We start from the raw sequence: 14,552 nt of genomic DNA, 5'->3' as shown, positions 1-14,552 counted from the left end.
GCCGTTACCCGCGCGGCTTGCGCGGCGGCTGGCTGCCGCCCGGACCGCTGAAGCCACGCTTGCCCGCAGGCTTTCCGGTCGGTTTGCCCGCAGGTTTTCCCTTGGACGGACCACCCGAAGGCGCGCCCTTGCCCTTGTAGGCAGGTTTGCCACCCGTACCGCCCGCATTGTCGCCAAAGCGCGGCTTGCCACGCGGGCTGGTCACGGCACCGTCTGCACGGGCGTTGTCCATGGTCGAACGCGGCTTTTTCTTGTGTGCGCTGTGCGGGCCTGTAGGCTTGCCGTCGCCCTTGGGCTTCTTGCGACGCGGGGTCGACGTGTCGTTCCAGTCGATTGGGCCAGCGGACTTGGGCGGACCCTTGCGCGCGGGTTTGTCGTCCGGATTGTAATCGGATTTCGGTTTGTAGTCCGACTTTTCCTTGTAGTCGGACTTTGGAGTATGCTCCGACTTCGGTTTGTAATCAGATTTCGGCTTTTCCGTCTTCGGCTCGGGCGCGCGGCTCAGGACCGGCTCTGCCTTGGGTTTGTCGTCCCACTGCTTTTTCGGCTTTTCGTCACGGGGCGGACGCGGTGCGCGATCCGGTGCCGTGCCAAAGTCGCGGTCCTTGGCCTTGTACGCAGGCTTGCCACCCTTGTTGTCGGGCTTGTTGCCCTTGTAGGGCGGGCGGTCTTCGCGCGGCTTATATGCAGGTTTCGGACGGTTGGCTTCGGCGGGCGGTGTCGCCAGACGTTCCAGTTTCAGGCCACCCTCGACCGTCATGTCATTGCCCAGCGCAGCGGCAAAACCGTCGGCGCTGGATTGCAGAACCTCGACGAAAGATGCGTCATCCGAAATGCGGATCGCGCCCAGGTCGTCCTTGGTCACGTCACCGGCCTTGCACAGGATCGGCAGAAGGCGGCGCACTTCGACGCCCTGGTTGCGCCCACCTGAGACCGAGAACCAGACGCTGGGGCCAAAGGCCGCGCGGGGTTTGGGGGCCTCGTTGGTGGCAGCGGACAGGTCTTCGGGCGCGGTATAGCGTTGCGCCAGTACGCGCACCGTGGCGGTGGCCAACTGCTCGGGCGAATAGGTCTCGACCAATTTGGCGACCAGATCAGTTTCGCTTTCGACGATGGGTTCGTACCACATCGGATCGGCCAGCAAGCGTGCCTCGTCCTCGGCGCGCACGGCGTCGGCACCGGGCGCTTCGCCCCATGTCGCTTCCAGTTGGGCCATCTTCAGGATGCGCGTCGCTTTCGCACGCACCTTGGCGGTGACGATCAGCGCGCTGACACCCTTGCGCCCGGCGCGGCCGGTCCGGCCCGAGCGGTGCAGCAGTGTCTCGTGGTTCGACGGCAGTTCGGCGTGCACGACCAGATCGAGGTTCGGCAGGTCGATGCCGCGCGCGGCCACATCTGTCGCCACGCAGACACGGGCGCGCCCGTCACGCATCGCCTGCAGCGCGTGCGAGCGTTCGGCCTGTGTCAGCTCGCCCGACAGCGCCACGACCGAGAAACCCCGGTTCGACAGGCGCGTGGTGATCCGGTTGACCATCGCACGGGTGTTGCAGAACACGATGGCATTGGGTGCCTCGAAGAACCGCAGGGTGTTGATGATAGCGCTTTCGCCGTCGTGGTTGGCCACGGACATGGCGCGATATTCGATATCGGCGTGCTGCGAGGTGCCCGAAAGGGTCGTGACCCGCTGCGCGTTGCGTTGATATTTCTGCGCCAGACCGGCAATGGACTTCGGCACCGTGGCCGAGAACATCAGGGTGCGGCGATCCTCGGGGCATTCGCCAAGGATGTATTCCAGATCGTCGCGGAACCCCAGATCAAGCATCTCGTCGGCTTCGTCCAGAACGACGCCACGGATCGAACCCAGGTTGATCGAGCCGCGCATGATGTGGTCGCGCAGACGGCCCGGCGTGGCGACAACGATATGTGCCCCGCGGTCCAGTGCACGACGTTCGTCGCGCATGTCCATGCCACCGACACAGGACGCCATGACGACGCCCGCCTTTTCATAGAGCCACGCGAGTTCGCGTTTCACCTGCATGGCAAGCTCGCGGGTCGGCGCGATCACCAGGGCCAGCGGCGCGCTTGCCGGGTCGAAACTCTCGCCCTCGCCCAGCAGGGTCTCGCCCAGCGCCAGGCCAAAGCCCACGGTCTTGCCCGATCCGGTCTGGGCCGAGACCAGCAGATCCTGCCCTTCGAGGGCCGGGTCGGTGACGGCCTCCTGTACGGGTGTTAGGGTTTCATATCCGCGCTGGGTCAGCGCATCGGCAAGGCTCTGTTTCAAAGGTTTTGGCTTTCGTTTGCGTAAGGCACGCGACCTATGCCTTTTGACAGGTGTTGTCGAGGGGATTTAATTGCGTCATTCCAGCGCCCGCAGAAGCTGCGGCGCATCGAAGAACATCATCATTGTCGCATCTGAATGCAATATTGCCCGAGCAATAGAGCCAACGCGCCCCGATGCAAAGCGGTTTGTGCAGTTTGCAGCTCGGAACCCGCGTTGCGCGCCTGGCTTATCTGTCGTCCGCCATCTGCTGGCCCGCGTCCAGCATGTCCTCGTCGATCACGGCCTGTGCTGCGGCGGTCACCGCCTCGCGCTGATCATCATCCAGATCGGCGGCCTTGCCGTCGGCCAGACGCACGGTCACCTCGCGGTGGGCAAAGCGGACGCCCTCACGCTCGAACAATGCGCGGATTTCCTCGTAGACCTTCTTGCGGACCAGCCATTGATCGCCCGGCTTGGTCATGAACTTGACCCGGATGATCATGGCGCTGTCTTCCATCTGGATCACGCCCTGGGATTTCAGCGGCTGGATGAAATTCTCGCCGATCACCGGATCATCAAGCAGTGCGACGCCCAGTTTCTTGATCAGCTTGCGCACCTTTTCCACGTCGGTGTCATAGGTGACGCGCAAGGGCAGCTTCATGATGACCCAATCGCGCGAATAGTTGGTGATGACCTGAATTTCACCAAAGGGCATGGTGTGCAGCGCCCCCAGATGGTGGCGCAACTGGAACGACCGCACGCTGATCTTTTCCACCGTGCCCTTGACCCCGCCCACGTCGATATATTCGCCCTTGCGAAACGCATCGTCGAACAGAAAGAACGCACCGGCAAAGACATCGCGCACCAGCGACTGACTGCCAAAGCCGATGGCGACCCCGACAAAGCCCGCGCCCGCAAAGAGCGGTCCGACGTTGACGCCGACTTCCAGCAGGATGATCAGCACGATGGTCACCAGCACCACGCTGAGCATCATGTTGCGAAAGAGCGGCAGCAGCGTCGCCAGACGGCTGGCACTGCTCGCACCGCTGCCTTCGTCGCCCAGCTCGGCCTCGACCATGTCGCCCTGCTCATCCGCGATCTTGCGGTCGATCCAGATGCGGAACACATGATAGATGATGTAGCCGATGAATATGATCACCATGATGTCCAGCAGCGACTTGCCCAGAAGGGTGTCGCCCACCATGTCGTTGGCGCTGCCCCAGATCATCAAAAGCGCATAGGCCCCCGCGACGAAGGCCAGAATCCCCGATACCCGCCGCGCCAGCTGCTCGTAGGTGTGCATCACGTGACGGGGTCTGTAGGCGGGTTCGGGAACTGCATCCTCTGCGTGGGCCGCGGCAGGCCCGATGGTTTCGGATGTGGTTTCGGGCGTGTTTTCTGGCGTGCCCTCGTCGTCGTCTCGCGCGTTCATCGCGGCAATCTGGCGCGCGCGCTCGAAGTAGGCTTCGATCGCGTAGTTGGTGACCCCGTAGACCACCAGGATCGTGACCAGCACGCCGTAGGCACCCGCGATCAGCGGGATCGACGTGGGCACTTCGAGAACCAGGTCGAACGCCAGTTCGAGCCAGCCGAAGATGACATAGACGATGGCCACCGGCAGCCACCCCACCGACACGGTGCGGATCAGCCAGGACACCTCGGCCTTGCTGCGCCCGTTGCGGATGGCGTCGGATATGATGCGGCGGTTGACCGTCAGGAACAGGATGTTCAGCAGCGCCATGAACAGGCTGAGAATGCCGTAGACGATTGCATAGACGTTGTAGTTCAGCCCGAAATCTTCCAGCCAGGTGGCAAAGGTGACGACGCAGATGTCCAGCGCCCCCACGTAAAAGGCCCAGCGGTACAGCCTTTTGGCATCGCGGTCGGACAGACGCGGGATGCGGTATTGCGTCAGGAACGGCGACAGCACCATGCGCCACACATCCCCCACCGTCCGACAGGCGAAAAACGCGGCGTTGATGGCCAAAATCGTGACCTGCACTGACGTGTCGGTGACCGGCGGAAAGATCAGCGCCCCAAGCGCATAGGCGATGATCATCGCAATCAGCGTGCCGACGATGCCGATAAAGAACCGGAACACCAGGAACGGCATCTTTTCACGGTAGCCTTGGGGGTTTTCCCTGACCCGCGAGGTGACCACGCTTTTGAACACATATGGCCCAAGGAAATGGCGCATGACCAGACTGCCGAAAATGAACAGCAAGGCGCCAAAGACCAGCACCTCCACGTAGGTCATGATGCGGCCATCGGGGCTTGTCGCGCGCAGGATATAGCGGACTTCGTTCAGGGAATCCGGCAATGCGTCCAGCCGCTCGCGAAGGGTGGCGCGAAACTCTGCGCCGCGCTTTTGCGCCATCATCAGGGCCGACCCTTCGGCGTTGACCGGAGGCGCGTCTGCGATGGTGCCTGCATTAAGGCCCGCAGTTGGCGTCGTGATCAGGTTGCCTTGGGCATCCACCACGATCACGCTCAACCCCGCCTCGCGCGCCTGACGCAGGGTCTCGGCCAGCGGATCGGCTTCGGCGCTGGTGTCTTCCGAGGGAGGCGAAAACAGGCTTTGGGATTGGGCAGGGTGCGGGGCGACCCCGATGCACGTCAGCGCAAAGAGCCACAAGCATAGGATCAGCCGCATCTTGAAGCCCTTGTCATATTATTGACGAAGATGTTAGCGGACAACAGGCTTCATTGCAATTCGCATGGCAAGGCCCCAACTGTGGTTTTCGGTGACGCATGTATTGCTGCCTGTTATGCGGGCTCTTTTTCAAACGGGCGGCATCGCCTGCGCATTAACCAAGGACTTACCATGACAGACGCCCCGCAGCCCGGCCCCACAACCGCCCATCCCGCAAAAGCCGATCCTGCCCAAACCGGACCAATCGCGGTCCTCGGGCTTGGCTATGTCGGCCTGCCGCTGGCACTGGCACTGGCGCGTGCGGGGTTCGACGTGCTGGGTCTGGATACCGACGCGGACATGATCGCAGCCTTAAGCGCCGGTCACGATCCCAACGGCGAAGTGGCCGATGCCTCGCTGGCCGACACCACGGCGCGGTTCAGCGCCGATGCCGCCGATCTGGCAGGCGCGCGCAACTTCATCATCGCGGTGCCGACCCCCATCACCGATGCCAAGACACCTGATTTGCGGCCCGTGCTGGGTGCCTGCGCCACCATCGCGCCGCATCTGACCGACGGCGCGCTGGTCGTACTGGAAAGCACCGTCTATCCGGGCGTGACCGAAGAGGTCTGCGGCCCAGCCCTTGCCGCGGGCAGCGGCCTGACCGTAGGCACCCAGATCAAGCTGGGCTACAGCCCCGAACGCGTGAACCCCGGCGACGCCGAACATTCAATGGAAAACGTGGTCAAGATCATCGCGGCACAGGACCCCGAGACGCTCGACAGGCTCGACGCGATCTACAGCCCTGTGGTCAAGGCGGGATTGCATCGTGCGTCCTCCATCGCCACGGCAGAGGCGGCTAAGGTGATCGAGAACACCCAGCGCGACCTGAACATCGCACTGGTCAACGAATTCGCGCTGATCTTCGACCGGCTGGGCCTGGACACGCTGGAGGTGCTGGAAGCGGCGGGCACCAAGTGGAACTTCCTGCCCTTTCGGCCCGGACTGGTCGGCGGGCACTGCATCGGGGTCGATCCCTATTACCTGACCTACAAGGCGCAGCAGGTCGGCTATCATCCCGAAGTCATCCTGGCCGGACGGCGCATCAACGACCACATGGGGGCGCATGTCGCCCAATCGCTGATCAAGGCGATGCTGGGCCGGGGTCACGTCGTGCAGGGCGCGAGGGTGCTGGTCATGGGCTATACGTTCAAGGAAAACTGCGCCGACACCCGCAACACCCGCGTGGCGGACATCGTGGCCGAATTGCAGGATTATTCGGTTCAGGTGGACGTGCACGAGCCCTGGGTCGACGCCGAGGTGATGCGCGCCCGCCATGGCATCGACACCGTCGCCGTGCCTGAACAAGGTGCCTACGATGCGATCATCGTGGCAGTTGGGCACCGCGAATTCGTCGCTCTGGGGTCAGATGGCATCCGAAGCTTTGGCAAACCGGGTGCGTTGGTCTATGACATCAAGGGGGTGTTTGGCCGATCCGGAAGCGACTTGCGCCTGTAACCACGAAATATCAAAGGTGGCTCATGATGGCGCACGACACGACACTGCCTCCGGCACATAGCAGATCCCCCGATCGTCCGCGACGGATCGTTCTCTACAGCCACGACACCTTTGGTCTTGGCCACTTGCGCCGCTCTCGCACGCTGGCCGCGGCGCTGACACAGGCCAATCCTGATGCCTCTGCGATAATCCTGACCGGATCGCCCGTGGCTGGGCGGTTCACCTTTCCCGAGCGGGTCGACCACATCCGCCTGCCCGGCGTGACCAAGCTGGTCGACGGATCATATGTCAGCCAGACGCTGGGTCTGGACATCGACGAGACCACGAACCTGCGTGCGGCGCTGATCCGCGCGGCGGTCGAGCAATATGACCCCGATCTGCTGATCGTGGACAAGGAACCCACAGGCTTTCGCGGCGAGCTGCTGCCGACGCTGGAGATGATCCGCGAGACCGGTCACGCCCGCACCGTTCTGGGCCTGCGCGATGTGCTGGACGAACCCGAGGTTCTGGCCGCCGAATGGGACCGCAAGGGCGCGCTGGTCGCAACCGAGACATTCTATGACGAGGTCTGGGTCTACGGCGTCCGTTCCGTCTATGATCCGACAGAAGGGCTGGCCCTGTCCGACGATCTGCGCGCGCGGATGTACTGGACCGGCTACCTGCGCCGCGAGGGCGTCGAGTCCGACGAGGTGCCGGACGATCCTTATGTCCTGATAACCCCCGGCGGTGGGGGCGACGGCGCGGCGATGGTCAATCTGGTGCTGGCCGCCTACGAGCAGGACCCGACGCTGGAGCCGCGCGCGATGCTGGTCTACGGCCCGTTCCTGTCCGGCGAGGTGCGCGACGATTTCGAGGCGCGCGTGGACAAGCTGGACGGGCGCGTGACCGCCCTGGGCTTTGACAGCCGGATCGAGGCGCTGTTTGCCAAGGCCGAGGGCGTGGTGTCGATGGGCGGCTACAACACCTTCTGCGAGGTGCTGTCTTTTGACAAACGCGCGGTGATCGTGCCGCGCACCGTGCCACGCCTGGAACAATGGATACGCGCCAGCCGCGCCGAGGATCTGGGCCTTGTGCGGATGCTGGATGAAACCCGCGACGGCATGACCGCGCAGTCGATGATCGACGCCATCCGCGCCTTGCCATCGCAGGGCAAACCGTCGGACGCAGGCGCAGACGGACTGCTGGACGGGCTGGATTGCGTCAACGAACGCGCCCACATCCTGATGTCGCGCAGCTATACCCGGTCCGCCGCGGAATGACCCAGCCGCCTGCCCGCCTTGCGGTGGTGGTCAAGGGCTGGCCGCGCCTGTCCGAGACGTTCATCGCCCAGGAACTGGTGGCGCTTGAGGCGGCTGGCCTTGCGCTCGATATATGGTCGCTGCGCCATCCGACCGACACCAAGACGCACCCGCTGCACGACCGTTTCGGCGGGCCGGTGCGCTATCTGCCGGAATACCTGCGCAATGAGCCATCCCGCGTTGCCCGTGCCCTGCTGCATGCGCGCCGATTGCCGGGATGGGCGGCGGCCTGGGCGGCCTTCCGTGCCGACTACAAACGAGACGCCACCCGCAACCGCATCCGCCGTTTCGGTCAGGCCTGCGTCATGGCGCATGAACTGCCCGAAGACACTGGCGCGCTTTATGCGCATTTCCTGCACACGCCTGCATCGGTCACGCGCTATGCCGCGATCCTGCGCGGCCTGCCCTGGAGCTTTTCGGCCCATGCCAAGGACATCTGGACCTCGCCCGAATGGGATCTGCGCGACAAGCTTTCGCCAGCAACCCATGGCGCCGCCCTTGGTGCCACCTGCACCGCTTTCGGCGCGGACCATCTGAACGGGCTGTCGGCTGGCACCCCTGTCGATCTGGTCTATCACGGGCTGGACCTGAACCGGTTCCCGCCTGCCCCCGATCGGGTCTTGCGTGCTGCCGATGCCCCGCTGCGGATGATGAGCGTCGGGCGTCTGGTCGAGAAAAAGGGCTTTGACCGGTTGATCGCGGCGCTGGCGCTGCTGCCCAAGGATATGGCGTGGCACTGGACCCATATCGGCGGCGGCGGGCTGAAAGACACGCTGCGTGCGCAAGCAGAGGCCGCAGGCGTCGATGACCGGATCACATGGCGCGGTGCCTGCGACCAGCCCGAAGTCATCGCCGCCATGCGCGACGCCGATCTGTTCGTGCTGCCCAGCCGCGTGGCGGATGACGGCGACCGCGACGGGCTGCCCAACGTGCTGATGGAAGCCGCCAGCCAGAAACTGCCGATCCTGTCCACGCCGGTCTCGGCCATCCCCGAGTTCATCACCGACGGCACCCATGGCATCCTGAGCGACGACGCGCCCCAGGCGCTTGCCGATGCGATGACCCGCGTGGCACGTGAGCCTGCGCTGGGGCCGAAGCTGGCCGAGGCGGCCCACGCCCGCCTGCGCGCCGAGTTCACCATGCAGCCCGGTATCGACCATCTGGCGACACGCCTGCGCGCCCTGCTGGCGGGGGCTGCGTGACCGTCGCTGTCTATGCTCCGCTCAAGGCACCGGATCATCCGGTGCCGTCGGGCGACAGGGCGATGGCGCGGGCGCTGATCGCGGCGCTTGAGATGGCGGGCCATGACACGCAGGTGGTATCGGGCTTGCGCCTTTACGACGGGCGCGGCGATGCCGAGCTTCAGGCCGATCTGATGGCCAAGGCGCAGATGGAAATCGACCGCCTGCTGACCTCGGACCAGGCGGCGAGCTGGACCCATTGGCTGACCTATCACAACTATTACAAGGCTCCCGACCTGATCGGTCCGGTGGTCTGCGGCGCGCTTGGCATTCCCTATCTGCAAGTGGAATCGACCCGTGCGCGCAAACGGCTGGTCGGCCCTTGGGCCGCCTTTGCCGCCGCGTCCGAAGCGGCCTGCGATGCCGCCGACGCGGTGCTGTACCTGACCGAACGCGACAGCCAGACCCTGCGCCGGGATGCGCCCGAAGGGCAGCGGCTGACCCACCTGCCGCCGTTTCTGGCCCGCACCGCGCTGCCTGCGGCGTCAGACCTGTCGGGGCCGATGCTGTCGGTGGGCATGATGCGGCACGGCGACAAGCTGGCCAGTTATACGCTGATTTCCCAGACACTTGCGTTGATGCAGCACCCGGATTGGCGGCTGGATATCGTGGGCGACGGCACTGCCCGTGACGATGTCGCCGCCCTGATGGCACCCTTTGGCGACCGTGTGCAGTTGCATGGGCTCAAGACCGGTGCGGACCTTGATGCCTTCTATGCGCGGGCGTCGCTGCTGCTGTGGCCCGGCGTCAACGAAGCCTTTGGGCTGACCTATCTCGAAGCGCAGGCCGCAGGTATTCCCGTCGTCGCGCAAGACCGCGACGGCGTGCGCGACGTGGTGGTGGGTCGGCACCCCGCGCCCGATGATGGCCCCGCCGCGCTGGCGCGCGACGTTGACGCACTGCTGGCCGATGCTGACGTGCGCGCCACCGCAGGGGCCGCGGCCCGTGCCGAGGTTGCAGCGCACCACCTGCTGCCTGCTGCCGCGCGCGTGTTGGACCAGGCCTTGAGGGACTGCGCACCATGATCCGTCTTGCCCTTTTGCGCCACGGACACACCGCGTGGAACCGCGCCCACCGCATTCAGGGGCGCACCGATATCGCGCTGGACGACGACGCCATCGCGGGGCTGCGCGCCTTGCGCCTGCCCGCCCCATGGGACGATGCGCAACTGTGGTCCAGCCCCCTGCAACGCGCCGTGCAGACCGCCGAACTGCTGACAGGCCATGCGCCGCTGACCGATCCGGCACTGATGGAGATGGACTGGGGCGCGTGGGAAGGACAGCGCGGAGCCGATCTGCGCGCCGACCCCGACAGCGGGTTTCGCGACATCGAGGATTGGGGCTGGTCCTATGCGCCGCCGGGTGGCGAAAGCCCCGCAGAGCTGCGCGCACGGCTGGTGCCATGGGCCAATGCGCTGACCCGCGACAGCGTTGCCGTCTGCCATATCGGCGTGATGCGGGTGCTGCTGGCCCATGCGACGGGCTGGAATTTCGACGGGCCTGCACCGTTTTCCATCAAGCGTAACCGATTGTATATGATCAATATTTCCGGTGCCGACTGGACCTACGACGGCACACCTATCCGGCTGGAGGCGCGGCCATGAAGGTGATGATCGTCGTCACGCATCTTTTGGGCACAGGCCATCTGACCCGCGCCCTGACACTGGCCCGTGCCTTTGCCGCGGCGGGCGACAGCGTGGTGCTGGTCAGCGGTGGTGTGACTGTCGCACATCTGGATTTTGCCGGTGTCGATCTGGTGCAACTGCCGCCGCTGAAGTCCGATGGCGTCGACTTCAGCCGGTTGTTGACCGTGGACAACATCGAGGCCGATGCGCCCTATCTGGCGGCACGTCGGCAGATGTTGCTGGACGCCTTTGCCGGGGCCGCGCCCGAGCTGCTGATCACCGAGCTTTTCCCCTTTGGCCGCCGCATCCTGCGCGCTGAATTCACGGCCTTGCTTGAAGCCGCGAGAGAGGCAGACATCCCCGTGCTGTCGTCGGTCCGCGACATCCTTGCCCCGCCTTCGAAACCCGCCAAGGCGGCGCTTGCCGAAACGCTGATCGCTGCGTTCTACAGCGGTGTTCTGGTCCATTCGGTCGCAGACATCGCACCGCTCGACATCAGTTGGCCGGTGTCGGACGCGCTGCGCAAGCATCTGTTTTATACAGGCTTTGTCGCCCCTGCGGCGCCCCTGCCCCATCCCGATGGCACCGGCCAGGGCGAGGTTCTGGTCAGCGCAGGAGGCGGCAGCGTGGGCGGTGACCTCTTTGCCGCAGCCCTGGGCGCTGCGGCTTTGGACGGGGTCCGCGCCTGGCGCATTCTGGTGGGCGGAGGCGCGACAGGCATCGCTGAATTGCGCGCACAGGCCCCCGCGAATTGCACCGTCGAACCGGCCCGCCCCGACTTTCGCCAGATGCTGTGCGGGGCGGCGGTTTCCGTGTCGATGTGCGGCTATAATACCGCGCTGGACGTGCTGCAAACCGGGGTGCGCGCGGTGTTTGTCCCCTTCGACAAGGGCGATGAGGTTGAGCAGGGCCTGCGCGCCGATGCGCTGGCGGAACAATCGGGAATTTCCGTTTTGCGGTCGGGGGTTATGACGCCGCAGCGCCTGCTGGATGCGGTGAATGAAACGCTTGCCGCAGCACCGCGCGCGCCGTTAACGACCGGTATAGACGGGGCAGCGCAAACTGTGCGGATTGCACGGGAGATTGTGAGTGGAAATGCAGGTTGACTGGCACCCTTTGCGCGTAGCACTGCGCGACCGGCGGGCGCAGAAACGCCCCCTGCAATTCTGGTGGCGCGACGATGATGCGGTGGCGGTAACGCCTGATCTGGAGCGGCTGGAGGCGATGGCACGCGCTGCGGATGTGCCCGTTCACATCGCGGTTATCCCGGCCCATGCAACGCGGGAATTGGCTGCGTTTTCAGCAGGTTCGCCCTATCTGATCCCGCTGGTCCATGGCTGGGCACATGCCGACACATCGGCCCCCGGAGCGAAGAAATCCGAATTCCAGCGGGACCGTCCAGAGGCCGCCGAAGAGACTGCAAAAAGCCTTGTGCGTATGGGGGAATTTTTCGTATCGGGGCTGGTGCCGATGTTCGTGCCGCCGTGGAATCGGATCGGGGACAGGCTGACCGCGCAGCTGGCGACGCAGGGGTATCGGGGGCTGTCGACATTCGGGACGCGCGGGGCCGAAAACGTGCGAGGTCTGCGCGTCTTCAACACCCATGTTGATCCGATATTCTGGAAGGGCGACCAGGGGTTGGCGGACACCGACTGGATCATCCAAGCCGCTGTAAAACATATGGAATCGGGCAGCGAGGAGCCGCTGGGCCTGTTGACCCATCACCTGGTTCACACCGCCGAAGTGTGGGAATTTGCCGCCCGTTTCATCGCGGAATTGCAGGACGGTGGCGCCACCAAATTCGACATTGCCGGGGCACTGGTGTGATGCGTCGCGATTCATTTCGCCAGCGCCTTGAAGAAGTGCTTTGCGCGGCCCCTGCAACCGCGTAATCTGGGGGCATTCCGATCCGCCGAGGGGCCCGAGATGAAGCTGTTTCTTTCCACGATAACAATGACTTGCCTTGCATCCACCCTCTGGTCCGCGCCGCTGGAACTGGTGCCTGCCGACCCGCAGCCTGGCGATCTGAACCCCGGTCTTGCGGTGCGCTATGCCTATCCGCCGGACGTGAAGTCGCTGGAGCAGGCCGCGCGGCTGGTCGAGGATGCGACGCCCGGCACGCCGCTGAGCGGGCTGGATTACCGCGACACCGCGGACGGGGATCTGACCCTGACGTCTGCCCAGGCGCACAATGTTGTGGCGGGGATTTCGGGCTATGTCAGGTTCGACGCGTCCGGCACCTATGTCATTGATTTCCTGAGCAATGATGGGCTTCAGGCCAGCATCGGAGGGCAGGAAGTCGTGTACTTTGACGGGCGTCATCCCTGCGAGGAATCCGAGGCCGTCGAGGTCAATGTGCCCGTCCCCGGATGGTATGAAATTGAGGCGCTCTACTTCCAGCGCACCGGCTCTGCCTGCCTGCACATGCGCGCGGGACAGGGCGAAATGGAATGGATGGAAGACGCGGCCTTTGGTCACTGACCTAACCGGGCGCACGGTGGGTTAACCGCACGCGCAGGCCGCCGCTGTAGGGTGGATTGCGTACATATCCGGGCGAGATACGTACAGGACCGAAGGGGCGAGACGGGGCGTTTTGGCCCCGTTTTCAGGGTCTTGTACATATTCGGGCCGGTTTTGTACGAAACCGCAACAGCCGCGCGAGGTGCGACGATATGCTACCGGCCATTCACTCAGTTTCTTTTTCAGATTTCCGCGCAAACAGCGGCCCGCTGCTGCGCTTCGTGATCCGCGACGGCGGCAACCTGTGGCTGACCCGCTACCGCCGCCCGGTCTGCGCGGTGATCCCGATGCGCGACGCGCATGTGCTGGGCGAGGTGCAGGGGCGCGACGTCAACGAGTTGATCCACAGGTTGCAGGTGGACACGAACCGCCGTGTCGCGGCGGCCCGGCTGGACAGCGCCTTTGACCGGATGGAGGTGGTGGGGGAGGCGTGGACCTATCCGGTCGTCGAGTAGGTGGAGGGGTGAAGTGGGGAGCGGTGACGGGGTGTGGGTGGGGTAAGACCCACCTCGCAAAACTGTCCGGAGGACAGTTTCACGGTCGAACTGGCGGAGGTTTAGGGTGTGGGTGCTGTTGGGTGCGTTGGAACTGAGGGGGGCGTTTCGAGTGGAACCTGAGCGCGTTTAAATCACTCGCGTTACGCAACATCCATGCTCTTCGCAAGATGATGATAATTTAGGCGCGACAAATTAGAAAATTTACTAGTTTCCGGTGCGAAGCTATTAAGCTAGCATTAGCACTATATTTTCTGAAAGCCGTCAAAAATGTTTAACAAAATCATTTCGTATCTCATAGCACCACTTATCGTCGCAGTGTTAGGTGGACTCTTCATATTCCACTACACGGATTGGGTTAAACCAAAGGAGCGTCTGATTCTTACAACCGAAGCCACTGCTTCACTTGAGTACACCGGGGAGATACTTTCCTCTCAAACATTTCGAGTTGAAAACCTACTACCCGAGAAAATTAGCGCGATCGAAATTTTTTTGCGATATTCAGATAGTATTGATGACATACAAGTAGCATGGGTAGGCAATACTGATTACAAGCTCTCAAAGGCTACACTAGAAAATAGTCAAATAAAAAATTTCATTTCCGGAGTTGCGTACTGGGGAAGTTGTAAGGATACAAACTTTTGCCAAAGCAAAAACAGTCGTAACACCCACTATACAATTGAGATCTGAAAATCACATAGGTGAAGCACTTTACGTTTCTAGCGAGGAAATAAATACGTTTAACAGATTTCGCCCGCTAATACTTGGCGCGTCAATTGCAGGATTAGGAATTTTAACAGCTTTTCTTCTTGGCAGGGTTTTGAATAAAGTTCTTTCATCTAGTGCTCTGAGTCTGACGTATCTTACCGGTTCCCTCGGATTTGATCGAGCTTATCCAAGGCGCGGCGTTCCCGGGTGAGAATATCCTCGGCGGTTTTGGTCCATTTGAAGGGCTTGGGGCTCTC

Annotated in this window: 12 protein-coding genes; 10 read left to right on the top strand and 2 right to left on the bottom strand. The window is 63.2% G+C overall.

Going from position 1 to position 14,552, the window contains the following annotated elements; all coding sequences use genetic code 11:
* Positions 1-4: 4 nt before the first annotated feature.
* Both NTA49_RS14610 and NTA49_RS14605 read right to left on the bottom strand, forming a co-directional pair.
* A complete protein-coding gene (locus tag NTA49_RS14610) occupies positions 5-2,281 on the bottom strand; it encodes a DEAD/DEAH box helicase (protein WP_258295541.1) in 2,277 nt (758 codons plus the stop codon).
* A 226-nt stretch (positions 2,282-2,507) separates the two neighbouring features.
* Complete coding sequence (locus NTA49_RS14605) at positions 2,508-4,913, bottom strand: mechanosensitive ion channel family protein (protein WP_258295540.1); 2,406 nt, start codon at positions 4,911-4,913, stop codon at positions 2,508-2,510.
* Positions 4,914-5,084: 171 nt separating this feature from the next.
* On the opposite strand from NTA49_RS14605, the gene NTA49_RS14600 reads away from it, so the two are divergent.
* The 10 genes from NTA49_RS14600 (at position 5,085) to NTA49_RS14555 (ending at position 14,277) form a co-directional block, all read left to right on the top strand.
* A complete protein-coding gene (locus NTA49_RS14600; RefSeq protein WP_258295539.1) occupies positions 5,085-6,410 on the top strand; it encodes a nucleotide sugar dehydrogenase in 1,326 nt (441 codons plus the stop codon).
* Between the two features lie 23 nt (positions 6,411-6,433).
* Entirely contained in the window at positions 6,434-7,669 is a 1,236-nt protein-coding gene (locus NTA49_RS14595) for a glycosyltransferase family protein (RefSeq protein ID WP_258295538.1), read from the top strand.
* Positions 7,666-8,910: a glycosyltransferase family 4 protein gene (locus tag NTA49_RS14590; RefSeq protein WP_258295537.1), complete on the top strand. Its 1,245-nt coding sequence runs from the start codon at positions 7,666-7,668 to the stop codon at positions 8,908-8,910. Before NTA49_RS14595 ends, NTA49_RS14590 begins: the two co-directional genes overlap by 4 nt.
* A complete protein-coding gene (locus NTA49_RS14585) occupies positions 8,907-9,974 on the top strand; it encodes a glycosyltransferase family 4 protein (protein ID WP_258295536.1) in 1,068 nt (355 codons plus the stop codon). Before NTA49_RS14590 ends, NTA49_RS14585 begins: the two co-directional genes overlap by 4 nt.
* Positions 9,971-10,552, top strand: coding sequence for a histidine phosphatase family protein (locus NTA49_RS14580; protein WP_258295535.1), 582 nt, complete (start codon positions 9,971-9,973; stop codon positions 10,550-10,552). The genes NTA49_RS14585 and NTA49_RS14580 overlap by 4 nt, the downstream gene beginning before the upstream one ends.
* Positions 10,549-11,679, top strand: a complete 1,131-nt coding sequence (locus NTA49_RS14575) for a glycosyltransferase family protein (protein WP_258295534.1) — start codon at positions 10,549-10,551, stop codon at positions 11,677-11,679. The genes NTA49_RS14580 and NTA49_RS14575 overlap by 4 nt, the downstream gene beginning before the upstream one ends.
* Positions 11,663-12,400: a polysaccharide deacetylase family protein gene (locus NTA49_RS14570; protein WP_258295533.1), complete on the top strand. Its 738-nt coding sequence runs from the start codon at positions 11,663-11,665 to the stop codon at positions 12,398-12,400. Before NTA49_RS14575 ends, NTA49_RS14570 begins: the two co-directional genes overlap by 17 nt.
* 126 nt (positions 12,401-12,526) lie before the next feature.
* Positions 12,527-13,054, top strand: coding sequence for a PA14 domain-containing protein (locus NTA49_RS14565; RefSeq protein ID WP_258295532.1), 528 nt, complete (start codon positions 12,527-12,529; stop codon positions 13,052-13,054).
* A 191-nt stretch (positions 13,055-13,245) separates the two neighbouring features.
* Positions 13,246-13,548 (top strand): hypothetical protein, encoded by a 303-nt coding sequence (locus NTA49_RS14560; RefSeq protein WP_258295531.1) that lies wholly within the window; start codon positions 13,246-13,248, stop codon positions 13,546-13,548.
* Positions 13,549-13,857: 309 nt separating this feature from the next.
* The gene (locus tag NTA49_RS14555) at positions 13,858-14,277 is read left to right on the top strand and encodes a hypothetical protein (protein WP_258295530.1); all 420 of its coding nucleotides are present in this window, start codon (positions 13,858-13,860) and stop codon (positions 14,275-14,277) included.
* Positions 14,278-14,552 lie beyond the last annotated feature (275 nt).

This window comes from Pseudosulfitobacter koreensis (assembly GCF_024733015.1).
Classification (GTDB): Bacteria; Pseudomonadota; Alphaproteobacteria; order Rhodobacterales; family Rhodobacteraceae; genus Pseudosulfitobacter; species Pseudosulfitobacter koreensis.
The sequence above is the reverse complement of the archived record's forward strand: the minus strand, read 5'-3'. Positions and strand labels throughout refer to the sequence as shown.